The organism is Methylobacterium sp. J-048, assembly GCF_022829515.1.
In the GTDB taxonomy this organism is placed as follows: Bacteria; Pseudomonadota; Alphaproteobacteria; order Rhizobiales; family Beijerinckiaceae; genus Methylobacterium.
Genome location: NZ_JAKSYL010000155.1, coordinates 13,334 through 36,929, shown reverse-complemented (window position 1 = coordinate 36,929; position 23,596 = coordinate 13,334). Strand labels below are relative to the sequence as shown.

Here is a 23,596-nt window from a genome sequence, read left to right as displayed (position 1 = left end):
AGGCGCCACTTGCCGTCCTCCATCATCGAGAAGTCGATGCGCACCCCGCTGGCGGGACGGCCGCGGTCGGTGTCGAGGACGTGGGTCGAGATGCCGGCCATGATCTTCGGTGTCCTGAGCGAGGGATGGGGTCTATCCGTTCCGACGGTGCCGATCTCAGCTACCGCGATAGTACGAATAGCCCCAGGGAGTGAGCAGCACCGGCAGGTGGTAACGCTGGCCGGCATCGCGGATCTGGAAGCGGATCGGCACGAGGCTCAGGAAGTTCGGGCTGGGTAGCTTTACGCCGAGCTTTGAGAAGTATTCCTCGAAATGCATCACCAGCTCGTAGTGGCCAGCCTTGAAGGCGTCATCGACGAGCACCGGGTCGGCCGGGCGCCCGGTCGCCGTGGTGGTGATGATTTTGAGTGGCTTGTAGCCCTCGCCATCGAGCATCGCGAGGTCGCAGACCATGCCGGCGGCGGGCGTGCCATGGAAATTATCGATGGCGTGCAGGGTCAGCCGCGGCGAGAGGCCGGTCTGCGAAGTCGGGGCGGTGGTCAGCGCACCGGGTTTGGCCGGAGGGCTCGTGGGTGCGCCCTGCGCCATTACCGTGCTTGCGGAAGCCACCGCCGCGGTGCCGAGGCCGACGCGGACGAGGCTGCGTCGCGTCAGTTCGGATCGGTTTGAGGGATGATCCAAGGTTGGCTCCTGGTGTCAGTCAGATTACGCCGGCTCATGCGCGGCGCGGGACGCTGCGCGCCGCTCTAGTCCCGGGGTCGCGGTCGGGACGAAGGCGAGGATCAGCGCGAGCGAGAGCGCTTCGACGGCCGCGATGATCCATAGGCCGATCGAAACCGAGCCGGTGTGCTCGCGCAGGTAACCCATCACCGCTGGGGCACCGAAGCCCGCAAGATTGGCCACCGAGTTGATCAGCGCGATGCCGGCCGCCGCGGCTGAACCTGCCAGGAAGCGCCCCGGGATCTGCCAGAAGACGGGGATCGCGCTCATCGTGCCGACGATCCCTACCGCGAGTGCGATCATCGCAAGGATGGGCGCGCTGGATACGAGGAGGCCGGTCAGCGCGATCGCAGCGGCACCCACCAACGCCGCCACGCCGCAATGCAGGCGTGCCTCCCCCGTGCGGTCCGAGTCGCGTCCGTTGAGGATCATCCCGGCACCGCCGCACAGGTAGGCCGCCGACATGATCCAGCCGACGGTGAGCGGGTCGGTGAAGCCGGCATCCCGGACTACGCTCGGTCCAAAGAAGGTCAGCGCCGAGTTCGCCGTGACGATGCAGAAGAAGATCGCGATGCATTGCCAGACACGGACATCCTTCAGCGAGGCGAGGATGCGGTGCTCGCGCGGGCCCTGGGCGGCGGCGTCGCGGGCTAGGTCGGCCTCGACCAGCGACCGCTGCTCGGGCGTCAACCAGTTGGCCTTGGAGGGCCGGTCGGTCAGATAGAGCAACGTGACGACGCCCGCGAGGATCGACGGGATGCCCTCCAGCAGGAACACCCACTGCCAGCCCGCCCAGCCGTTGACGCCGTTCATACCGTTGAGGATGCCGCCGGCGAGCGGACCGCCGATGACGCCGGCCAGTGCCGAGGCCGACATGAACAAGCCGAACACCTTGGCGCGCCGCTCGCTCGGGTACCAGTAGGTCAGGAACAGGATCACCCCGGGATAGAAACCGGCCTCGAACACTCCGAGGAAGAAGCGCAGCACGTAGAAGAACGCCGGCGTTGTGACGAACATCATCGCCACGCAGCAGATCCCCCACAGGAAGGTGATCCGCGCGATGGTCTTGCGGGCACCAACGTATTCCAGCAGGAGGTTGCTTGGCACCTCGCAAATGAAATAACCGATGAAGAAAATGCCGGCGCCGATGCCGTAGACCGTCTCGCTGAATTTGAGATCGTCCAGCATCTGAAGCTTGGCGAAGCCGATGTTCACCCGGTCAATCCAGGATAGAACCCAGAGGGCCATCAGAAACGGCAGCAGCCGCAGGGTAATCCGACGGTAAGTGATATCAAGCGTGGCAGGCGGATTGAAGGACGGCGCATCAGAGGTTGAGTACGACTGGATAGCCATCGATCACCCCTAAAGATCAGACACATCACTCGTGCCGACGGATATTCCCACTTGGCGGCTGCAATATATGAGCCACTCCTTCATACAGCTTCGAGATTGATCGTCACCCAGCCGCGTGTTTGCTGAAAGGCTTTGATTGCAACCGAGGGGATCATGTCAGTTCCACAACCCCCGCTTGTTCGATGGACCGGCAGCAGCGCAACTCGCCGACTTTGAGGGATGATCAACAGCGTCTTGAACGGCCGGTACGGGCGCAATACCGAATGTCCACTTCCGGGCGTCAAGCCAATTACTTCTTCCCACCTTTCTCCGAAATTCAGAGGATCCGCTTGCGCGTAAGTTGATCCAGCTCTGCGACCGATACTAACTAGTTAACGACTCTCGATTCGGTCCTGCCGTGCACTCACGGTATCGTCTCCTCCGACCCTCCCGACCTTGGCACTCGCGTAGGCGCGATCTGCCAGGCCCTACGACGGACCATCGCAGAAACGGCGCTGGCCCCCGGCGATCGTCTGCCGGAGGAAGCCCTCGGCGAGCGGTTCGAGGTGAGCCGCACCATCGCCCGGCAAAGCCTGCTGCGGCTGGCCACGGAAGGCCCGGTCGACCTTCGCCGCAACCGCATCGACATCGTGGCGACGCCGAGCTGAGAGGAGGCGCGCGACACCTTCGACTTGCGCCCCGGCCTGGAACGGCTGGTGGTGCGCCCCCTCGCCGGGCAGCTCAGCCCGGAGCAGCGTCAGATGCTGCTGAACCAGATCGCGCGCGGAACAGCCGCAAAGCTCTCGGCGGACAAGGGACTTGAAGCGGCCTATCTCTGTGCGCCGTGATGGGAAACGGTGTTGAGACGTGCTCGGGAGACCACCGCTTAAGGGGCAACATCCTGCCGTAGAGGCCGATCTAGGACCGGCCAGGGTAAGCGGCTGGTGGTCCATCTCGGGCTGAACCACAACACCTTCGCGTTCGGCGAGTGCCTGGGCGCTCGCACCAGTTGCGGTCCTTGCGCCAAGCGCGGCCGCACATCGCCGACCGTCGCGCCGACCTCTGGCCGACCACGGGAGGGGTTGCCGCCTACAGCGACTCGTACGACAGCCATTCAAAGTAGGGGTGGTGCTTCCTCGGTCGTCACATGAAACCCGGTGAGATTATTTGCTCCAAAAGTGAGCGTCAGCGGCACGTCCGCGGCGTCGCGACCATAGGAGATTAGGATCCGGCCAATCCGCGAACTGTTGTTGCGTGGATCGAAGGTGTGCCAGCGTCCTCCCAGATACACTTCCATCCAGGCGGCGAAATCGCCTGGCGCATGCGGTAGGGGCAAGCCGATGTCGCTGACATAACCGTTGCAGTAACGTGTCGGGATGTTGAGACAGCGGCAGAAGGTGATCGCGAGATGCGCGTAGTCGCGGCAGACGCCTTGCTGCTCTTCGAAGACGTCAAATGCAGTCCGGGTCGCTCGTGCATGCTCGTACCCAAAGTTGATGCGGTCATGCACGTAATCGCAGATCGCCTGCACTCGGCCCCATCCAGGCCGAATATGACCGAACAAGTCCCAAGCGATGGACGAGAGGCGATCGGTCTCGCAATAACGACTGCCGAGGAGAAACAGCACGGTGTCGGAAGGCAGTTTCTCGACCACGATCTCCTGAGCGTCAGCCTCCTGCGTATCCCCGCTGCCGTGATCCCGCACGGTCGTATCGGTCTTCAACGTGAAGCGCCCTGCTGGTGCAACCATCCGATTGCACCAGTTCCCAAAGCTGTCGCGATAGCCTTCCAAGGGAACTGCGGGACTCGTGATCAAATAGTCGGGCCGCTCAAGATCGGAGAAACGGGATGCGTGGACGTTAAGCGTCGCAATAACTGGGGTGGGCTGCGGAAACTCGTAGGTCATCTCGCAGCCGACAAGAATGCGCATGGGGCTCTGTCCTTAAAGGGGCATCAGAATGAATGTTGGTACCGCTAACACCGCAAGCTTCGGGCCGCATCGCTATGCGAGCCGGCTGCCTCGATCACAATGACGACGCGGGGAGCGAACCCAGGCGTGTCGGCCTGCTGCGGTTGGAGCACAAAGTTACGTGCGTGCGGACTTCTTGGCATGCCCACCGGCTAAGGCCACGGCAGATAAGCTGGCCTCGCTTCGATCCCGCATCCTTGAAGTTCGGCGCGCCCGATCGGCCTCATACAGTGATGGCCGCACGGCATGTAAACGTGCAGCCAGGATGCCGAGAAACGGACGTCGAGACAGCTCGCTCTGAACGACTGAAATTGTCCGCAAGCAGCATATCCACTCTCAATCAAACTGATCTCTCTGAAAAAATAGATTTCTTGACGATCGCATGCACGCCCCAGTTGCCATCGACGACCTGGGTGATGCCAAAATCCACTGCGACCGACATTAATGAGATCGCCTCGTCTTCGGTCAGCCCCTTCGCCTGCATCAGGAACTGGCGCATCTTGTGAAAGGCGTCGCGCATGGCAAGATCAATCGAGGATTTAGCGAAAATCGCGTTCTGCGCATCAGGACCAAGGTCCTTGAGATAATTTGGATAGCTAAAACCCGAGAGCACCCAGTCCTCGCTCGTCTCGATCATCGGGAAATCGAGCGCTTCGAGCGACGTGCCGGCGAGATCGGCTTTTTTGTGCAGGATGAACTGGAAGGTGCCGGTGAGCGAACACTCGATCGCTGTCCCACAGAGTTCGGAGTCGCCCTGGCTTGCATGGGGGTCGCCGACCGAAAAAAGCGCACCCGGCACGGCGACCGGATAGTACATTGTTGCGCCCTTGCCGATGCGCCAATTGTCGATGTTCCCGCCGGTGTAGCTCGGCGGTATCGAGTTCACCATGTCGGCTTCGGCTGGGGCCAGTCCCATCGTTCCGAAATGAGGCCGGATCGGCACGCGGATGCCCTTCAACACGTCGAAGGTGCGTGTCGTCGTGGTATGGTCGACGGGGATGCCCGGATAGTCGATCGTCGGATGCAGCAGCCCGTTCGGATCGGTCACGCCGGGCCACTTGAAGCTGTAGACAGCCTTGGCCCAGTCGCGACTGCCGCTGGTGTCGACCTCGTAGATCGTGATGACTTCTCGTTTCCTCCCCTCCAGCATATCGTTGTAGTGATAGCCCCACCACGCGGCCGCGTTACTGCCGAAGGTTGAGCCCTTGAATTTCGGGTTCGCGCAAGGTCGCGGCGCCACATCAAGGATGCGCACCTCTAGGACGTCGCCGGGCTCGGCCCCACGGATCGCCACTGGCCCGGTACAGATGTGGACGCCGAGGCCGCCGCCCGGACCGAGTTTGGCATCCTCGGGGCCAGCGCCGCGGCGGGCGACGCCCTTCTTGTCTCTCGTCCAGAGGAAAACACTTTCAGCGCCCGGGTCACCGGTGACCATGCGTTCCGCATCGTCGTTGGCGTGATGCGTGAGTGTCTCGATGGTCACGTAGTCGCCGGACGTGATCTCGACCTGAGGCTTCAAGGCCTTGCTGAAATACCCCCAATGCACGGTCTCGGCGGTGGCGGGCAGGTGGTAGTGGGCGGTCTGGACGACACCCTTGCCGCTCGCCTGGGCCAAGGCTGGGCTGACCAGCGAGAGCCCGCCGACTGCCAACGCCGCCGCGCCTCCGGACGCCACAAAGCCGCTCTTGAGGAAGGCGCGCCGCTCAGGTTGCATATCCTGCCGATAGCGCAGACGGTGCTCCGCGAACGCCGTACAGGTCGGATCGTCGCCACGGCACATCTCGTCTCTCCTGCGCTGACACCTCGAAGTTTTGTAAGCAAGGTTGCAGCCAAGCTTGATCGGCTTAAGCAGGACTGCCGGGTTATCGCCCGCCGACGTTTCATGGACGGAGCTTGGTTCCCGGCGCTCGTCGCTCAGCCGGTGAGTAGCTCGAGGTTGACCAAGTCTACCACGGGGACAACGAAGCAGTGACGCTGCCGTGCCAGCCAGGGTTCGTGCTTGAGCTGGGCCGTGCGTCGAATTCTGAATGCATTGGCCAATGCGCTCCGGAGGCTAACTTCCCGGCAGCCGATGTTGTGCTTGAGGAAGACCGGATCATCGAGACACAACACAGCAGGCTCCCCGAACTTGAAGCGATGATCCAGCCGACGCTGCGCCAGAAGCTTGCCAACGCGCTGTAGACGCAGAAAGCGCCGCAGCCGCAGGTTGAACAAGATTCCATCAACGGTTGGCCGCTATCACCCGCAATGAGGTCTTCGGAGCCGGCCTATCTGGCGGCCTGCTTCGCTCTTAGCCTTCTCGCAACATCAGCCAACGGCGATGACCCAGCGGTCGCGCCGTTTGAGCATATCGGGATCACCAGCCGTGAGCTTCACCGTCACCGCTCACAAGTCCGCGCGCCGGTTCACCTACCAGCACGCGTCTCTGCTGAACGCGCTGGATCAGGGCATGAGCTTGATCGCTGCCGGGATGGGGCACGTGCTTATCGCGGACGGAAATGGTCTGGCGCGGACCCCGGCGGATCTGTGCCGGCACCTGTTCGGTGGTCACGGCGCCGAGAGCGCCCGGGTCCTCGAAGCGCGGATCGAGGGTTTGCCCCGGGCTGCGTGACGACCCGCGGACCGCGATCCTACCGACGCCCCCGGTGACGGAGTGACGGATCCAGACTCTCCCCGGACCGGCCCCCAGGACACCCTGCACGGGCGCGCCTCGATGGCGGAGACCGTGCCCTATGGCCTGGACTGCACTGGCCTGCCGCCATTCAGTCGCCGAAGTTCGACGGTCGTGCATCCTCGATCGCGTGACGCGGGCCTGCTCGGCTGGCGGCACCGATCCGACCAGTAGCGCAGGCCGGCCGATGAACTCCGGTGCAGGCGGTCGGTCGCCCGGCCCTGCGTGTGGACGAAAGCCGCTGTTGTGCCTCCGCGATTGGTCGATGACGCTGCGGGCCGCCTCGCGCGCCTAGACTACCGCGCCCTTGAGCCGGTCGTAGCGCAGTTCGGCGATCATGTCGGCCGCATGCTTCTTCGGTCGGATGACAACATCCTCCCCATGGTGCGAAGCCATACGTCAGGGAGAACCAGTTTCCCTAAGGCAGATCAGTCGTCGAGGCCACCTCGGCGATCCAATCTAGAAATGGCCATGCATAGAAATTAATCGCCTCAAGAATAATATTTGCGCAAACTGAATAAGATTTTAGACAAGAATCTTTTTCTACAGTCTGGCATTGTCGAGAGGATGTTCAGCTGATTCATGGCCTGCACGGATAAGTCGGATGCCGATCGTTCTCGAAGCCGAACCATCGCCGATCGTGTTCGATCCGGCCACCACCGCGCTCGTGATCATCGATATGCAGCGCGACTTCATCGAGCCCGGCGGCTTCGGCGCAAGCCTCGGAAACGATGTCGCGCTGCTCGCTGCCGCGATCCCGCCGGCGATGCGGCTGCTCGACGCGGCCCGGGCGGCCGGTATCCTCGTCGTGCATACGCGCGAAGGCCATGAGCCGGATCTTTCGGACGCGCCACCGGCGAAGCTGGAGCGGGGCGAGCCGACTGCGCGGATCGGGGAGCCTGGCCCGATGGGCCGGATCCTGATCCGCGGCGAGCCGGGGCACGCCATTATTCCGGCGCTGGCACCGCGGGCGGGCGAGCCGGTGATCGACAAGCCCGGCAAGGGCGCCTTCTACGCGACCGAGCTCGGCGGTGTGCTGACGGCGCGCGACATCGCCACGCTGCTGGTCTGCGGCGTGACCACCGAGGTCTGCGTGCACACCACCGTGCGGGAGGCCAACGACCGCGGCTACCGCTGCGTCGTCGTCGGGGATGCGTGCGGCTCGTACAGCCCCGACTTCCATGCGGCCGGGCTCGCGATGATCACGGCGCAGGGCGGCATCTTCGGCTGGGTGTCCGAATCGGCCACCGTGGTCGCGGCCTTGCGCGGCAGCACCTGATCCAGGTCGACATCCAGGTCGACGGCTGCGCCGGCCGGGTCGACGCGAGGGAGAGCACAATGGCCGATCCCGCACGATCACCGGGCCCGTTTATCGCCGGCCGGCCGGCTGTCTGGGTGCCGGGGGATTGGAACGCCTTCTTCGGCTTCGGCACCAACATCCTCGTCAACATGCTGGTGCTGACCGGCCTGTTGCGCTTCGTCCTTGGCATGCCCGACGCTATCGTGTTCGGCCGGATCCTGCCTGCCGTCGGCCTGATGCTCTGCCTTTCCACGGCCTATTACGGCTGGCTCGGCTACCGGCTCGCCCGGACGAGCGGCCGGGACGACGTCTGCGCGCTGCCGTCGGGCATCAGCGTGCCGCACATGTTCATCGTGGTTTTTGTGATCATGCTGCCGATCAAGCTGCAGACCGGTGATCCCGTGAAGGGTTGGGAGGCTGGGCTCGCTTGGGTGTTCATCCAAAGCTTCATGCTAATGGCTGGCGGCTTCGCCGCCCCCGTCATCCGGCGCATCACCCCGCGGGCGGCCTTGCTCGGGACGCTAGCCGGGGTCTCGGTCACCTTCATCGCTATGCGGCCGGCGCTGGAGCTTATCCAGGCGCCGGTGATTGGCGTCGTGGCCCTGGCGATCATCCTACTCGCATGGCTGGGCGGGGTCCGCTACCCGGGCCGATTGCCGGCGGGTCTCGTTGCGATCCTGTTCGGGATGACGGTGGCGTGGGGCGCCAAGCTGTTCGGGCTCGACATCGGCGGGGTGAGCGGCGCCGGCCTGTCGAGCGCGATCCAGGGGATCGGTTTCTCCGTGCCGCTTCCGGCGATCGGCCACGTCTTCGGCGGCTTCGAGTTCATCGGGATCATCCTGGTGACGGCAATCCCCTTCGGCATTTACGACCTCGTCGAGGCGATGGACAACGTCGAGAGCGCCGAAGTGGCGGGCGATGCCTATCCGACGACCCGCGTGCTCACGGCCGATGGAGTCGTAAGCTTGATTGGCTGCCTGATGGGCAACCCCTTCATCAACGCGGTCTACATCGGTCACCCCGGCTGGAAAGCCATGGGTGGGCGCATCGGCTACTCGTTCGCCACCGGCGTCATCGTGCTGGTGCTGGCCTGGTTTAACCTCATTTCGCTAATCTCAAGCGCGATACCCCTCGTGGCGATCTCGCCGATCCTGCTCTACATCGGCATGCTGATCGGCGCACAGGCGTTCCAAGAGACGCCGCATGCCCATGCACCGGCGATCGTGCTGGCGTTCACCCCACATCTGGCTGCCTGGGCCAAGACCCTGATCGACGGTGCATTGGGTGCTGCTGGGACAAGCGCCACGGCAATTGGCCTCAACAAGCTCGGACAGGTCGGCGTCCTCTACGACGGGCTCAGTGTCCTCGGCGAAGGCTCCATCCTCGGCGGACTGATCCTCGGCGCGATCACCTCGTTGATCATCGACAAAAATTTCCGCAAAGCCTCAGCATTCGCGACGGCGGGTGGCGTGCTGACCTTCTTCGGCTTCATGCACGGGCCGTCGGTTGGCTTTGCCGTGATGCCCGTGCTGGCGCTGGCTTACTTGGTGGTAGCGGGGCTGTTGTTCGCGGCCGGCCTGGGGGCGGTCTCGGCGCCGATGCCGGCGCGATCCGCGGACGAGCCCTTGCGGGCCCCCGCTGAGTGACGTTCACATGGCCCGCAACTTGGGTGCGATGAACACGGTATCCCGCGTCTATGACGAAATAGGAACCATCGGTTCGAATGAATGCGCCTCATCTCGCGAAGGCGACTGCCACATCGTAGACCGCGGTGGTCTCGACGGACTTCGGACCTATCTGGCCGGTCCGTCGTCGTGGACCGGCCTCTGTTTCAGCGCAAGTTGCCGCCGCGGGACTGATACGGACGATGCACGGAGCCAGTGACCAGATCGTCAGTGGTCCCGTAAAACGTCCCGGCTCGGCCCGTCCGGTCGCCCTCGGCCAGCCGATTCGGTACGGCGGCGCGGCCCTCGAGCCCGCCCGGGGCGGTAGCAGCCGGGATGCCGGCGGGGGCAGTGTAACTCTGTGCGAGGGCTGCAGTGGACAGGGTGAGCCCAAGGGCGACCCCGACAAGGAAGCGTGCGGTCATAGCTCAAGATCCAATGCGCGACGGAGTAGGCACAGGCCCAGCGTCTGTATGGAACTAAATTGAGCAGGGATGCCGTCACTTTCAACAACACGCGTCTACTATCTGTGCGATTTCGCACTGATCGGACTCGGATTGCGCAGTCGACTGTCCGCGGGCATTCCAGCCCATACCGAATTCGCCATGTGGGTGAACGCTCTAGCCAGACGGCCGAAGATGTTTCCGGTCGAACGTGGCGATTGGCACGATCCTTTCGCCATGCCCCGATATCGCCGGTAAATCGCCTGCGCTGTGCTTGTCGAAGGTCGCCTCGATCTGCGTGGCGACGAGGTGCGCGGCCGGGTCGAGCGTGGAAAGGATGGGCTGCACCAGCGAGGCGATCTGGGTGACGGCAGCGGCCTCGTTGAGAGGCGTGAAGGCGAGGCTGCCGTGGTCGATCTCCTCGCAGACGTCAGCCAGATTCAGGAAGGCGATGTGTGGGGCGGAGCAGGATCTCGCCGGACGCCGTGAGGCGCAGCCCGCGAGGCAGCCGCTCGAACAGCAGCGTGTCCATCTAGGCTTCGAGGGTTCAGGATCTGGCGGTTGATCGCGCTCGACGCCACGCCGAGCCGGGCCGCAACGCGGCGGATCGAGCCGCTGTGGGTGACCTCGTCGAGATAGGACAGCAGGCGATGGTGCAGCATGGGGCCGGGTCCTCCCGCCGATGGCGGACCGTAGGCGGCGAATCAGTCCGTCCGGCGGATCGTCGCCTCGATCTGGCCGTGCGGCTCGTCCGTGGGCAGGAACACGGCACCCGGGTTCTCTAGGCCGAAGGGCTGCAGGTTGATCGGGATGTAATGCTTGTTCGGCATCGCGAAGGTGATCTCGTCGATCTCCGGCACCGCGGCCAGCGCCGCCTCGCCCATCCGGTACATGCTGTCCTGCACGCCGTAGCTGTACGTGGTGCCGAACACCTCGATCAGGAGCGACAGGATTCTGGCGTTGGCGGCGGCGTAGTCGATCGGCTCACCGGCCCATGTCCAGGTCGCGTCCATGCTGGTGGCGGCGATGCGGTCGGTCGTGTCGGGCAGGGTCCGGTAGGCGTCGTCGACAAAATCGGCCCAGCCCGATTGCGTAGTCTTCATGAAGGTGAAACCGCGCAGGCCCGAGCGCAGCACCGAACCGCCCCGGCTCGCTACGAGTCCGACATAGCCGAATGCGTTGCCGTCGAGGATGAAGGTGTGGCCGTGCGGGGCGCCCCCGATCTCCTGGCGGATCCAGCGCGTCTCCGTGGCCTCGATCGCGACGTCCTCCACTTGAGGGTAGGTGTCGAGGAAGACTTTCGCCACCGCCTCGACGAACGCCTCCTTGTCGAGCGACAGATTCTTCGCCGCGGTGACGTTGACGATGTTCTTGACGCTGTCGGTGGCCACGCAGGCCCGGTTGTCGCCCGCGGTCCAGGCGGCGTCGAACCCTCCCTTCATCAGGACCGTGAGCGTCAGTTCGCGCGGGGTGTGGTGGTCGCCGTCGCGGGTCAGGCGCATCACCCGCACCCGGCCTTTGCCGTATCGCGATGCCGTCAGGGCCATGGGGATCTCCGGAAGGGGCCGAAGCCGTTTTTCAATGCGCCTCTGCGGTCTTGGCTTGGCGGATGGCGGCCTCGCGCGCCTCGTCCGTGCTGCCGAGCCCGTTGAAGAACAGATTCAGGAGCACCGCCGAGAGTGCGCACAGCAGGATGCCCGATTCGAGCAGTGGATGCAGCGCCTGGGGCATCTGCCGGAAGAAGGCCGGCGCTACCAGGGGGATCATCCCGAAGCCCACCGAGACCGCGACCACGAACAGGTTGTTGCGGTTGTTGGCGAAATCGACGGCGCCGAGGATGCGCGTGCCGGTCGCCCCGACCATGCCGAACATCACGAGCCCCGCGCCCCCGAGGACGCATTGCGGCACGGCCTCGACTAAGGCGGCGAGCTTGGGAACCAGCCCGAGGCCCAGCATGATGATCCCGCCGACCACCGCGACGTAGCGCGTGCGCACGCCGGTGACCCCGACGAGGCCGATATTCTGCGAGAACGAGGTGTACGGGAAGGTGTTGAAGATGCCGCCGATCACCGTGCCGAGGCCGTCGCCACGCAGGCCCCGGGTCAGGCGCGCCTCGTCGACCGGATCGGCGCAGATCTCGCTGAGCGCGAGGAACATGCCGGTCGACTCGATCATCACGACGATCATCACGATGCTCAGCGTGACCACCGAGACGGGATCGAAGCTCGGCCAGCCGAACGCGAAGGGGCGCACCACGTCGAACCAAGGCGCGCTCGCCACGTGGCCGAGGTCGACCAGCCCGAAGAAGCCGGCCACGACCATGCCGAGGATGATGCCGATCAGCACCGAGGCGGAATTGACGAAGCCGGTGCCGTATCGGGTGATCGCCAGGATCACGCAGAGGACGAAGGCCGCGATGGCCAGATAGACGGGCGCGCCGTAGGCCGGGTTTCCGACCCCGCCGGCCGCCCAGTTCACGCCGACCCGCATCAGCGAGATGCCGATCACCAGGATGATGGTGCCCGTCACCACCGGCGGGAACAGCGGTAGCAGCCGCCCCACCAGCGGCGCGACGAGGAGCGCGAACAGGCCCGCGGCGATCACCGCGCCGTAGATGCCGGCGAGCCCGATCTCGGGATTGCTCCCCATGGCGATCATCGGCGTGACCGCCGCGAAGGTGACGCCCATCATCACCGGCATCCGCACGCCGATCCCGGGCAGGCCCCAGCTCTGGACCAGGGTGGCGAGGCCGCCGGCGAACAGGTCGGCGCTCACCAGCATCGCCACCTGCTCCGGCGCCAGCTTCAGCGCCCGCCCGACGATGAGCGGCACCGCCACCGCGCCTGCATACATCACCAGCACGTGCTGGAGGCCGAGGAGGCCGAGCGCGAGAGGGCCGACCCGGCCCACCGGGGCGGTGGCCGGCCCGAGCGGGACAGGACCTGAGGCTGCGGAAGGCTCTGACCGGACGGCGCTCGACATCGTGGAGACTCTCCCGAGGCGCAGCGGGCCGGCAGCCGGATCGCGGCCCGATGCGCCATGACCTCGGATGCGCAAGCCATATGCCACGCCCCCGTTTCAACGCCCGCCATGGCGGCGGCGACTGGTCGATGGCTGGCGCCTGGCCCGTTGCCTGCTTTACGATCACCCTGGAGTGGGACGGTGCGGGCGCGATGACGTTTTCCCTCGCAGATCTCGACGGCATGCCGGAGACCGACTTCGTCGCGGCGCTGGGGGCGGTGTTCGAGCACGCGCCCTGGGTCGCCCGGGCCGCCGCGGCGCGGCGCCCGTTCGGCACCATCGCCGCGCTCCACGCGGCGATGTGCGCGGCGGTCGAAGTCGCGCCGGAGGCGATGCGCCACGCCCTGCTCGCCGGCCATCCGGAACTCGCCGGCCGCGCCGCCCGTGACGGCGCCATCGCGCCCGACTCGATCGCGGAGCAGGCGGCGGCCGGCCTGGACCGTCTCTCGGATGCGGAATATGCGCGCTTCGCAGCGATGAATACCGCCTACCGGAGCCGCTTCGGCATCCCCTTCATCCTCTGCGTGAAACGCCACGGCCGCGCCTCGCTGATGGCCGCCTTCGAGAACCGCCTCGCCTCCGATCCGGAGACCGAGGTCCGCACGGCCCAGGCCGAGGTCTTCCGCATCGCCGCCATCCGCCTCGGCGCCCTGGTCGAGGGGGACGGTGCGTTGCGCACCACCGGCCGGATCTCCACGCACGTGCTCGACACGATGCTGGGCAAGCCGGCCGCGGGGGTCGCCGTCGAGCTGGTCGAGATCGTCTCGGAGACGGAGACCGCCCTTGTCGCACGCATGCACACCAATAGCGACGGACGCACCGACGCGCCGCTGATCGGCGGACGCCCGGTCCCGATCGCAGTTTACGAGCTTCGCTTCGCGCTCGGCGACTATCACCGCCGGCTCGGCATCGACCTGCCGCGCCCGGCCTTTCTCGACGTGGTGCCCCTGCGCTTCGGTGTGGCGGAGCCGGAGGCGCATTACCACGTGCCGCTGGCAGCGACCCCGTGGAGCTTTCAAACCTACCGCGGGAGCTGAAGCCTACGGCACAGGGTTTGCGGCGAAGCCGGCGAGCCCCGTCGAGAATTCAGGAGTAGATCGGATGCGGATCGTCCGTCTGGGAGCGATCGCGGTGCTGGCTGCGGGCGCGTGGCTCGGCCTGGGAGCCCAATTCGAGGGTGGCCTGCCCGCAATCCCGCCGTCGGCGGCCGCGCAGGGCACCCTGACACCCCCGGCGGGGCAGCCGAGCGTCACAGCGCCCGGCGGCCTGCGCGGTCGCAGCGCCCGCCGCCGCGGTTTTCGCCTCTTCCATAGGCATCCACACCATCGCCGCTGACACGACGGAACCAGCGGACGACTGCGCCATTCGTCCCGATTACAGAATTCATCGGGAACGAGGCGGCCATGCGGAAGAAGACAACGCTCATACTGGCTCTCTGCGGGCTTCTCGGCACCGCCGGCGCCGCATCAGCGCAATCCTACGGTGCGCCGGCCGGGCGCGATCCATCCACCGCGCCGGGCGGCACGGAGGGCATCGCCGGACCGCGCAACGAGGCCGAATCGATCCGGTCGGGTGATGCCGTGGAGGTCCCTCCGAGCCGCGGCGGGGTCGCCATCGAGGAGCCCGTCATGCCGCCGCCACGCACCAACGAGGCGCCCGCAGGCCGCTGACGCCCGCATCGAACGGCGCCGATCCCGAGCCGCGTCGGGATCGGCGCGAACCCGCGGTGCCGGCCGCCCTACTGGGGCAGCTTGTCGTCGATGCCCTTTACGTACCAGTTCATGCCGAGGATCATCGGGTCGGGAGCGGTCTCGCCGTCCTTGACCGCCACGGTCCCGTCCTGCTTCGTCACCGGCCCGGCGAAGGGATGCGTCCGGCCCGCCGCGATCGCCTTAACGGTATCCTCGGCCATGGCCTTCACGTCGGCGGGCATGTTGGTGAAGGGGGCGAGCACGACCAGGCCGTCCTTGATCCCGCCCCAGGTGTCGTGGCTCTTCCACGAACCGTCGAGCACGGCCTTGGCCTCGCTGATCACGTAGCCGTTCCAATCGTCGACGATCGCGGTGAGCTGTGCCTTCGGGGCGAAGCGGTACTGGTCGGAGGATTGCCCGAACGCGAGCTTGCCCTGCTTTTCGGCCTCTTGCAGTGGGGCGGCTGAATCGGTGTGCTGGGTCAGGATGTCGGCGCCCTGCGCCAACAGGGCCTTGGCGGCCTCGGCCTCCTTGCCCGGGTCGAACCACGTGTTCACCCAGACGATCTTGACCTTCACGTTCGGGTTGACCGACTGTGCGCCGAGCATGAAGGCGTTGATGCCGCTCACCACCTCGGGGATCGGGAACGACGCGATGTAGCCGACCGTCCCGGTCTTCGACAGCTTGGCCGCGATCTTCCCGCAGACGTAACGGCCCTCGTAGAACCGGGCCGAGTAGGTCGAGACGTTGGCCGCGCGCTTGTAGCCGGTGGCGTGCTCGAACTTCACCGTCGGGAATTTCTTGGCGACCTTCAGGGTCGGCTCCATGAAGCCGAACGACGTCGTGAAGATCAGGCCCATGCCCGAGCGCGCGAGCTTCTCGATCGCCCGCTCGCTGTCGGCCTCGGGCACGTTCTCCAGGTAGGTGGTCTCGACCTTGTCGGGCATGGCCTCGGCCAGGGCCTTGCGGCTCAGGTCGTGCTGGAACGAGTAGCCGTAATCGGCCACCGGTCCGACATAGACGAAGCCCACCTTGAGCTTGCCCTCGGCCTGTGCGGGGCCGAGCAGGAGCAGGAATGCACCGAGGCAGGCGCAGAAGGAATGTCGCATGGTCGCTCGTGTCCTCTCCGGTGGACGGCACCGCTAGCGGTGCGGGGTGAAATCGCGCCCCAGGGCGGCGGGTGCGAGTGAGCCGCCCTGCCGTCGCCCGAGGGACAGCAGGACCAGGGCGACGATCGTCGCGAGGTAGGGAAGCGCCGAGAGCACTTGTCCGGGCAGGCCGATGCTCGCCGCCTGGGCATGGAGTTGCAGCACCGTGGCGCCTCCGAACAGGATCGCCCCAGCCACCAGCCGCGCCGGCCGCCACGAGGCGAAGACGACGAGCGCCAGGGCGATCCAGCCGCGGCCCGCGGTCATCGCCGGGGCCCAGAACGGGGTGTAGGCCAGCGAGAGGTAGGATCCGGCGAGTCCGGCACAGGCGCCCCCGAACAGCACGGCCAGGAAGCGCAGCTTGCGCACCGGCAGGCCGAGGGCGTGCGTGGCGGTGTGGTCGTCGCCGATCGCGCGCAGGATCAGGCCGCCGCGCGTCCGCCACAGGAACCACGAGACGGCGATCGTCAGGGCCAGGCCCGCGTACACGAAGGCGTCCTGGCCGAACAGGAGCTGGCCGATCCCAGGCAGGTCGCTCAGACCGGGGATGTCGAGATGCGGTGCGGGATCGCGCTTCAGGCCGACATACGAGGTGCCGACGAGCCCTGACAGGCCGAGGCCGAGGATGGTGAGGGCGAGCCCCGAGGCGACCTGATTGGCCGCGAGCCCCACGGTCAGCAGCCCGAACACGGACGCGAGCCCCAATCCGGCGCCGGCGCCGGCCAGGGCGCCCAGCAGGGTCGAGCCGGTCTCGATCGCGGCGGCGAAGCCGACGGCCGCCCCGCAGATCATCATGCCCTCGACGCCGAGGTTGAGCACGCCCGCGCGCTCGACCACCAGCTCGCCGATCGCGGCGATGATCAGCGGGGTCGCCGCCGTCAGCACCGTGACTAGGATCATCTGGACCATGTCGAGGGTCATCGCGCACCTCCCGGGACGAGGCGGACCTTGAAGCGGGTGAGGACGTCCGCCCCCAGGACGAAGGCCAGCAGCAAGCCCTGGAAGGCCCGCGTCAGGTCGAGGGGAAGCCTGAGGTCGATCTGCGCCCCCTCGCCGCCGATCGTCGTGAGCGCGATCACCAGGGCCGCGACGAGGATGCCCGGGGGCGAGAGCCGGCCGAGAAAGGCGACGATGATCGCCGTGAAGCCGTAGCCCGGCGAGATCGTCGGCTGAAGCTGGCCGATCTTGCCCGCGACTTCCGCGATCCCCGCCAGCCCCGCCGCCCCACCCGAGACTGCGAAGGCGGCGAGCGTCAGGCGGGCCTCGCTGAAGCCGGCGAACCGGGCGGCGCGCGGGCTCGCTCCGACGACCCGCACCTCGAACCCGAACAGAGTCCGCCCGAGGACGATCGTGGCCAGCACGACGGAAGCGAAGGCGACGAGCACGCCCGCATGCAGGGTTTCCCCCTCCATCAGGTAGGGCAGGCGCGCGGCGGCGTCGAAGGCGACGCTCTGCGGGAAGTTGTATCCGGCCGGGTCGCGCAACGGTCCCCGGGCCATGTAGTCGAGGAGCAGTTCCGCGACGTAGACCAGCATCAGGCTGGTCAGGATCTCGGAGACGCCGAGCTGCACCTTCAGCACGGCCGGGATCATCGCGTAGACGATGCCGGCGAGCGTGCCTGCGGCGAGCATCGTCGGCAGGATCCAGAAGGTGAAGCCCGCGCTGCCCTGGGTGGCGAGGGCGACGCAGCCGCCGGCGAGGCCGCCGACCACGAACTGGCCCTCGGCACCGATATTCCACAGGTTGGCACGGTAGCAGAAGGCCAGGCCCGTCGCGATCAGGGCGAGCGGCGCTGCCTTCAGGGCGATCTCCTGCAGGGACCACAGCTCGGACAGCGGCGCGATGAAGTAGGCCGCGAAAGCCGCTGTCGGCGAGACGCCGAGCAGGGACACGGCAACGCCGCCGAGCAGCACGGAGGCGAGGAAGGCCAGGGCCGGCGCAAGGATGGCGGCGAACGGCGAGCGGCCGGCGCGCGGCACGAGGTCGAGGCGCATGGTTACGTCGCGTGGTTATGTTGCATGGGCGGTTCCTTCACGAATGCGGCCGGGCGGGGCGACCGTGTGGCCGCCCGGGGGCGGACCGCCGGAGCCGCCCATCAGCAGGCCCACCGCCTCGCGGGAGGTCTCGGCACGCGGCACGGCACGCGACAGGGTGCCGCCCTGGAGGACCGCGATGGAGCCGGCGATCTCAAACAGTTCGTCGAGATCCTGACTAATCACCAGGATGGCGCTCCCGCGCGCAGCGAGGTCGATCAGCGCCTGGCGGATGCGCGCCGCCGCCGCCGCGTCGACGCCCCAGGTCGGCTGATCGACGACGAGCACCCCGGGCTCGGCCAAAATCTCGCGTCCGACCACGAACTTCTGCAGGTTGCCCCCCGACAGGGTGCCAGCGGCCGGGTCCGGGCCGGCCTTGCGAACATCGAAGGCCGCGATCACCCGGGCCGCCAGCGCCCGGGCCGCCGCCCGGCGCACAAGTCCGAAGCGCGTCAGCGAGGCGGTGGCGTATCGGGAGAGCACCGCGTTCTCCGAGAGGCTCATGCCGGGCGCTGCGGCATGGCCGTTGCGCTCCTCCGGCACGAAAGCGGCCCCGAGACGCCGCCGCGCGTTGATGTCGAGGCGGCCGGCGGGCGTCCCGTCGATGCAGACGGCGCCGGCCTCCTGCGCTCGGGCTTCCCCCGAGAGCGCCGCGAACAGTTCCGACTGGCCGTTGCCCGCGATCCCGGCGATGCCGAAGATCTCGCCGCCACGGACACCGAGCGAGATGTCGCGCAGGCCGGTGGCGTGCAGTCCCGGAGCGGGCAGCGACAGCCGGTGGAGGCGCAGGCGCTCGGGTCCCTCCAGCGCCGCCTGTGCGGGGACAGCCTCGCGTGTCAGCGCGCGAACCTGCTCGCCGACCATCATGGCGGCGAGCGAGCCGGCACTCTCAGCGCGCGGATCGCAGGCGCCGACGACCCGGCCGCCGCGCAGGATCGTTGCGCGGGTGCAGAGGCGGCGCACCTCGTCGAGCCGGTGCGAGATGTAGAGCAGCGCCCGGCCCTCGTCCCGCAGGCGCTCCAGCACCGCGAACAGCATTTCGGCTTCGCCGGGCGTGAGCACCGAGGTCGGCTCGTCGAGGATCACGAGCTTCGGGTCCTGGAGCAGGCAGCGCACGATCTCGATGCGCTGACGCTCCCCCGCCGACAGCGACCAGACCGGGCGATCCAGGTCGAGGTGCAGGCCATAGGTCCGGCCGAGGGCCGCGATCCGGTCGGCGAGCGCCCTGCGGCCGAGGCCCTTGCCCATCACGAGAGCGATATTCTCGGCGACCGTCAGGTTCTCGCACAGGGAAAAGTGCTGGAACACCATGCCGATGCCGAGCCGGCGGGCCGCCTCCGGGCTCGCGAGCCTCACCGTCTCGCCGCGATGCGTGACGACGCCCTCCGTCGGCTCCAGGAGGCCGTAGAGGATCTTCATCAGCGTGGATTTCCCGGCCCCGTTCTCGCCGAGCAGGGCATGGATCTCGCCGGCCCGAATTTCGAGATCGATGCGGTCGTTGGCGGTGAAGGCGCCGAAGCGCTTCACGATGCCGTAGGCGCCGAACAGCGGCCTCGGATCGTTCGAAGCGGGCGTTGGTTCAGTCGCCGCAATCGTCATCCAGTCACTCCGCGATGTCGGGACAGTGCCTCAGAAGACGTGGAAGGCGAATCCCGCCAGGAAGCTCTTCTCCTCGGTCCCCTTGAAGGTCGTGGTCTCCACGTTGCCGAATTTGTTCAGCCAGTATTGGAAGCCGATGAAGACATCGACCTTGTTCGGCTGGTCGTAGATCAGCTTGCCGAGATCGAGTACGAGGTTCGTGCGCGAGAGAAATTCGAGGCCGCGCGGCGGGTTGAACTGGAAGTCCGCGACGTTGCGCACGCCGCGGCCCTTGGGCAGAACGATGTTGTTGAACCCGGTCAGGCTGAGCGGCAGGCCGGTGAACGTCAGCGGAAAGTTGTAGACGAGCTCGAATTCCGGAACGGCGTCGAAGCTCTGGTCGCGATCCGGCTGGAGGTTGAAGCCGTTGCGGTTCCACTCCTTGTAGACGTGCGTGCTGAGATTGAGGAATCCCGCCGGCACGTCGAAGGAAAAGTTGAGGCCGCCGACGATATCGCGCTTCTTCGAGCCGAACGCATCGTTCTGTGAATTGGCGTCGAAACCGAAGGCGAGCGACACATCCTTGACGAGTCCGGGGATCGCGAACGCCTTGGTGCCGGTGAGCGCGTTCAGGCTGAGGGTGCCGCGGTACAAGCCGTAGGCTTCGGTATTGCCGTAATCGGAGAAGGCCGGAGAGCCGACGCTGCCCGGCGGGTTGGTGGTGCCGGCCGGGAACTGCGAGCCCGACTTCAGGATGTCGAGGGAGAAGAAGTTGGTGCCGTAGGCCCATGCGTCGGCATGCGCGATGTTGAGGATCTGCTTGGGCGCCTCCCGGGAGACGAAGCTGCCGTCCGCCCGCTGGATCTGGACGCCGGGCGAGACCGTTGGGAACTGGTAGCGATAGCTGACCTGCGTATCTGCAAAGAGAAAGAACGGCACATCGGCCAGGGCTGCGGCTTCGGGCGCCTTGTCCTTCTTCCCGGCTTCAAGGTCTGCCGCATGCGCGGCCCCGATTATCAAGGCTGGCACTAAAGCAGCCGCGATTCCGCGCCTGAACATCGTCTCGGTCTCCCGGCTTCGCAAAGCATTGGGAGAACGACCGCAACCGATATGCCAACGCCCCGGGTTCAGCGCATAGACGGCCGCGCGCGTTATAAAATTGCAACAGATACGGGACCGGCGGACGCGATACGCCTATGGGCACGGATAGCCTCGGTTATCGTCCGCCAGACCGTCTTACGTCCCGAGCCGCCCGGATCGGCTGAGAGCGGAAGTGACCTCGTGCCGCATGCGGCAGCGTTCTGCGCGATCGCTGATTGTGGTGCCAATACGGTGTCGCCGCGATGACGACCCGCGCACGGTGGGCGTGGCCGGGCGGACGCACATGCATTCTCCGTCCGCACACAGCATCATTCCTCCGGGACGCCGGTGATTCGGGCGCTCCCCGAGGGGACCATCCATGACCTCTCCCACGGCCGCGGTGACCCGCCGCCTCGCAGCCGAGCCCTCGCCTCTCACGTTCGAGCCTACCGGTACGGCGCTGATGATCATCGACATGCAGCGCGACTTCCTCGAGCCGGGGGGCTTCGGGGCGAGCCTCGGCAACGACGTCTCGCTCTTGGCCAGCGCGGTCCCGCCAGCGCGGGCGCTGCTCGCGGCGGCCCGCCGCGCCGGGCTGCTGGTGGTGCACACGCGCGAAGGCCACCGGCCGGACCTGTCGGATGCTCCGCCGGCCAAGCTCGCTCGCGGCGAGCCGTCCGCCCGCATCGGCGATCCCGGCCCGATGGGCCGGATCTTGATCCGCGGCGAGGCCGGCCATGACATCGTCCCGGAATTGCGGCCCGAACCCGGCGAGCCGGTGATCGACAAACCCGGCAAGGGCGCCTTCTACGCCACAGACCTCGCCAGCATCCTGAGCGCCCGGCGCATCGATACCCTCCTCGTCTGCGGCGTGACGACGGAGGTCTGCGTCCATACCACCGTGCGCGAGGCCAACGACCGCGGCTACCGATGCGCCGTCGTCGCGGACGCCTGCGGCTCGTATATCCCGGACTTTCACTCCGCTGGGCTCGCGATGATCAAGGCGCAGGGCGGGATCTTCGGCTGGGTCACCGATTCCGCCGCCGCTGTCGCCGCCCTCGACGGATCGGCACCGCCATAAGCCTCCATCCCGGCAGGCATATTGCTATGTCACCGGGATGATGCCCCGGCGTTCGGATAGCGTGGCCTCGCTGATCATGGGGCTCAAGCACAGGACGTGAAGCTTGTGGCCCGGGTGATCGCGGCGGTCGTCCGGTTCGCGTTCGCCGGGGCCGGCGGCGCACGTTGAGGGGTGCGATGAAAGCGATCCGCGGACAGGCCGTCAGCCTGCGGGGCAACCCGTTCCTGAGCGAGGACTGCCTCGAACACGTCGCCGATGCGCTCATCGTCATGGAAGACGGGCGCGTCACGGCCTTCGGCCCGTATGCGCAGCTCGCGGGCATGCTCCCCGCCGGCGTCGAGGTCGTGACGTACGAGAACGCCCTGATCCTGCCGGGGTTGATCGACACCCACGTCCATTACCCGCAGCTGCAGATGATCGCCTCTTACGGTGAGCAACTGCTTGCCTGGCTCGACAAGTACACCTTCCCGGCCGAGCTTCAGTTCGCCGACGAGGGGCATGCGGAAACGGTCGCCAAGCTGTTCTTCCGCGAGATCCTAAGTGCGGGCACCACCACAGCGGTGGTGTATTGCACGGTGCATCCCGGCTCTGTCGAGGCGTTCTTTGCCGAATCAGAGCGCTTCAATACGCGCATGGTCGCCGGCAAGGTGCTGATGGACCGCAACGCCCCGGCGGCTCTCCTCGATACGGCCCAGCGCGGCTACGACGAGAGCAAGGCACTGATCGCGCGCTGGCACGGACGCGGTCGGCAGCATTACTGCGTCACGCCGCGCTTCGCACCCAGCTGCACCGAGGCGCAGCTCGATGCGGCCGGTGCGCTCCTGCGAGAACACGACGCACTCTTCCTTCAGACGCATCTCTGCGAGAACCCCGACGAGATCGCCTGGGTCAGGGAACTCTTTCCGGAGCGGAAGAGCTACCTCGACGTCTACGCCCATGCCGGCCTTGTCGGTCCTCGCTCGGTCCTCGGCCACGCGATCCACGTGAGCGAGGCCGATTTCTGCACCTGCCACACCAGCGGCGCGGCGCTCGCCCATTGCCCGACCTCGAACGGCTTCCTGGGCAGCGGCCTGTTCCGGCTGTTCGACGCCCTCGATCCGAAGCGCCCCGTGCGGGTCGGGCTCGGCACCGATGTCGGCGCGGGCACCACGCTCTCGCTGCTCAAGACGCTCGGGGACGCCTACAAGGTCGCGGCCCTGCGAGGCACCAAGCTCGATGCGGTCCGGGCGTTCTGGCTCGCCACACTGGGCGGCGCCGAAGCTCTCCGCCTCGACGACCGGATCGGGCGGATTGCGCCGGGCCATGATGCCGACCTCTGCGTGCTCGACCTCGCGGCCACGCCGCTTCTCGGTTTCCGCACCGGCACCTGTGGCGGCATCGAGGAACTCCTGTTCGTGCTGATGACGCTGGGCGACCACCGCACGGTCCGCGCCACCTGGGTCGCGGGGGAATGCGTCTATGACAATCGCCGCCAGGGCGACCCGCTGCGCTATCCCGCGCCGGCCTCCCTGGCCTGAATGGGCGACCGCGCGCCGCCCGTGAGTATTCGTCTTGGCGCGGCGCTTGCTTAAGCTTAGCTGTCGTTTATAGGGAAGATCATGCGCCGGCTGTATCTCGGGCTCGCCCTTCTCGTCGCCCTTCCAGGTGCGGCACTTGCGCAAAGCTACACCGCGCCCGCGCCGACCGACGTGCCGTCCTCCGGCACCAGGGAGCTGAACAAGGCTGATCGCAAGACCGCCTGCACGCAGGAGGCGGATCGGCGCAACATGCGCGGCCTGCCGCGCCAGCAATACCGCGCCGCCTGTCGCGGCCGCACGATACCGAAGCGCATCAAGTCTTGACTTGGCAGTTCCCCGGGCGGCGTA

The 23,596-nt window shown here is 66.7% G+C and carries 21 protein-coding genes and 2 pseudogenes; 9 read left to right on the top strand and 14 right to left on the bottom strand.

The window, feature by feature from the left end; genetic code table 11:
- Positions 1-156: 156 nt before the first annotated feature.
- Together uraH and MKL09_RS15520 are read right to left on the bottom strand one after the other, a co-directional pair.
- Positions 157-681, bottom strand: coding sequence for a hydroxyisourate hydrolase (gene uraH, locus MKL09_RS15525; protein ID WP_244021479.1), 525 nt, complete (start codon positions 679-681; stop codon positions 157-159).
- Positions 682-705: 24 nt separating this feature from the next.
- The gene (locus tag MKL09_RS15520) at positions 706-2,073 is read right to left on the bottom strand and encodes an MFS transporter (protein ID WP_244021477.1); all 1,368 of its coding nucleotides are present in this window, start codon (positions 2,071-2,073) and stop codon (positions 706-708) included.
- A gap of 410 nt (positions 2,074-2,483) precedes the next feature.
- Between MKL09_RS15520 and MKL09_RS15515 the strand changes: the two are divergent.
- A pseudogene (locus tag MKL09_RS15515) lies at positions 2,484-2,852 on the top strand (GntR family transcriptional regulator); the annotation flags it as partial.
- 314 nt (positions 2,853-3,166) lie between these two features.
- Here MKL09_RS15515 and MKL09_RS15510 read toward each other — a convergent pair.
- The 3 genes from MKL09_RS15510 to MKL09_RS15500 form a co-directional block, all read right to left on the bottom strand.
- Positions 3,167-3,982, bottom strand: a complete 816-nt coding sequence (locus MKL09_RS15510) for a transglutaminase-like domain-containing protein (RefSeq protein WP_244021475.1) — start codon at positions 3,980-3,982, stop codon at positions 3,167-3,169.
- Between the two features lie 379 nt (positions 3,983-4,361).
- Positions 4,362-5,801, bottom strand: a complete 1,440-nt coding sequence (locus tag MKL09_RS15505) for an acetamidase/formamidase family protein (RefSeq protein WP_244021474.1) — start codon at positions 5,799-5,801, stop codon at positions 4,362-4,364.
- Between the two features lie 134 nt (positions 5,802-5,935).
- Positions 5,936-6,235, bottom strand: coding sequence for a hypothetical protein (locus tag MKL09_RS15500; RefSeq protein WP_244021473.1), 300 nt, complete (start codon positions 6,233-6,235; stop codon positions 5,936-5,938).
- Between the two features lie 151 nt (positions 6,236-6,386).
- Between MKL09_RS15500 and MKL09_RS15495 the strand changes: the two genes are divergently transcribed.
- From MKL09_RS15495 to MKL09_RS15485, 3 genes are all read left to right on the top strand, one after another.
- Entirely contained in the window at positions 6,387-6,632 is a 246-nt protein-coding gene (locus MKL09_RS15495; RefSeq protein ID WP_244021472.1) for a hypothetical protein, read from the top strand.
- A 664-nt stretch (positions 6,633-7,296) separates the two neighbouring features.
- Positions 7,297-7,971 (top strand): cysteine hydrolase family protein, encoded by a 675-nt coding sequence (locus tag MKL09_RS15490; protein WP_244021464.1) that lies wholly within the window; start codon positions 7,297-7,299, stop codon positions 7,969-7,971.
- Between the two features lie 59 nt (positions 7,972-8,030).
- Positions 8,031-9,638, top strand: coding sequence for a regulator (locus MKL09_RS15485; protein WP_244021462.1), 1,608 nt, complete (start codon positions 8,031-8,033; stop codon positions 9,636-9,638).
- Positions 9,639-10,276: 638 nt separating this feature from the next.
- Here the strand turns inward: MKL09_RS15485 and MKL09_RS15475 are convergent.
- From MKL09_RS15475 to MKL09_RS15460, 4 genes and pseudogenes are all read right to left on the bottom strand, one after another.
- Positions 10,277-10,447 (bottom strand): hypothetical protein, encoded by a 171-nt coding sequence (locus MKL09_RS15475; protein WP_244021459.1) that lies wholly within the window; start codon positions 10,445-10,447, stop codon positions 10,277-10,279.
- A 115-nt stretch (positions 10,448-10,562) separates the two neighbouring features.
- A pseudogene (locus MKL09_RS15470) lies at positions 10,563-10,761 on the bottom strand (LysR family transcriptional regulator); the annotation flags it as partial.
- 42 nt (positions 10,762-10,803) lie between these two features.
- A complete protein-coding gene (gene pucL, locus MKL09_RS15465) occupies positions 10,804-11,646 on the bottom strand; it encodes a factor-independent urate hydroxylase (protein WP_244021457.1) in 843 nt (280 codons plus the stop codon).
- Between the two features lie 31 nt (positions 11,647-11,677).
- Positions 11,678-13,081 carry a nucleobase:cation symporter-2 family protein gene (locus MKL09_RS15460; RefSeq protein ID WP_244021456.1) on the bottom strand — a complete coding sequence of 468 codons (1,404 nt, stop codon included), beginning with the start codon at positions 13,079-13,081 and terminating at the stop codon, positions 11,678-11,680.
- Between the two features lie 191 nt (positions 13,082-13,272).
- Between MKL09_RS15460 and uraD the strand changes: the two genes are divergently transcribed.
- Together uraD and MKL09_RS15450 are read left to right on the top strand one after the other, a co-directional pair.
- Positions 13,273-14,157 carry a 2-oxo-4-hydroxy-4-carboxy-5-ureidoimidazoline decarboxylase gene (gene uraD, locus MKL09_RS15455; protein WP_244021481.1) on the top strand — a complete coding sequence of 295 codons (885 nt, stop codon included), beginning with the start codon at positions 13,273-13,275 and terminating at the stop codon, positions 14,155-14,157.
- A 366-nt stretch (positions 14,158-14,523) separates the two neighbouring features.
- Positions 14,524-14,790, top strand: coding sequence for a hypothetical protein (locus MKL09_RS15450; protein WP_244021452.1), 267 nt, complete (start codon positions 14,524-14,526; stop codon positions 14,788-14,790).
- A gap of 68 nt (positions 14,791-14,858) precedes the next feature.
- On the opposite strand, the gene MKL09_RS15445 is transcribed toward MKL09_RS15450, so the two are convergent.
- The 5 genes from MKL09_RS15445 to MKL09_RS15425 are packed head-to-tail and all read right to left on the bottom strand — an operon-like array spanning position 14,859 to position 20,629.
- On the bottom strand, positions 14,859-15,920 hold the full coding sequence (locus MKL09_RS15445) for a BMP family ABC transporter substrate-binding protein (protein ID WP_244021451.1): 1,062 nt from the start codon (positions 15,918-15,920) through the stop codon (positions 14,859-14,861).
- Between the two features lie 33 nt (positions 15,921-15,953).
- Positions 15,954-16,880, bottom strand: a complete 927-nt coding sequence (locus MKL09_RS15440) for an ABC transporter permease (RefSeq protein ID WP_244021450.1) — start codon at positions 16,878-16,880, stop codon at positions 15,954-15,956.
- A complete protein-coding gene (locus MKL09_RS15435) occupies positions 16,877-17,953 on the bottom strand; it encodes an ABC transporter permease (RefSeq protein ID WP_244021448.1) in 1,077 nt (358 codons plus the stop codon). Before MKL09_RS15435 ends, MKL09_RS15440 begins: the two co-directional genes overlap by 4 nt.
- A gap of 15 nt (positions 17,954-17,968) precedes the next feature.
- Positions 17,969-19,591: an ABC transporter ATP-binding protein gene (locus tag MKL09_RS15430; RefSeq protein WP_244021446.1), complete on the bottom strand. Its 1,623-nt coding sequence runs from the start codon at positions 19,589-19,591 to the stop codon at positions 17,969-17,971.
- 30 nt (positions 19,592-19,621) lie between these two features.
- Positions 19,622-20,629, bottom strand: coding sequence for a hypothetical protein (locus MKL09_RS15425; RefSeq protein ID WP_244021444.1), 1,008 nt, complete (start codon positions 20,627-20,629; stop codon positions 19,622-19,624).
- Between the two features lie 400 nt (positions 20,630-21,029).
- On the opposite strand from MKL09_RS15425, the gene MKL09_RS15420 reads away from it, so the two are divergent.
- From MKL09_RS15420 to MKL09_RS15410, 3 genes are all read left to right on the top strand, one after another.
- Positions 21,030-21,731 (top strand): cysteine hydrolase family protein, encoded by a 702-nt coding sequence (locus MKL09_RS15420; protein ID WP_244021442.1) that lies wholly within the window; start codon positions 21,030-21,032, stop codon positions 21,729-21,731.
- A 176-nt stretch (positions 21,732-21,907) separates the two neighbouring features.
- Positions 21,908-23,248: a guanine deaminase gene (gene guaD, locus MKL09_RS15415; protein WP_244021441.1), complete on the top strand. Its 1,341-nt coding sequence runs from the start codon at positions 21,908-21,910 to the stop codon at positions 23,246-23,248.
- Between the two features lie 81 nt (positions 23,249-23,329).
- Entirely contained in the window at positions 23,330-23,572 is a 243-nt protein-coding gene (locus tag MKL09_RS15410; RefSeq protein WP_244021439.1) for a hypothetical protein, read from the top strand.
- Positions 23,573-23,596: the final 24 nt, after the last annotated feature.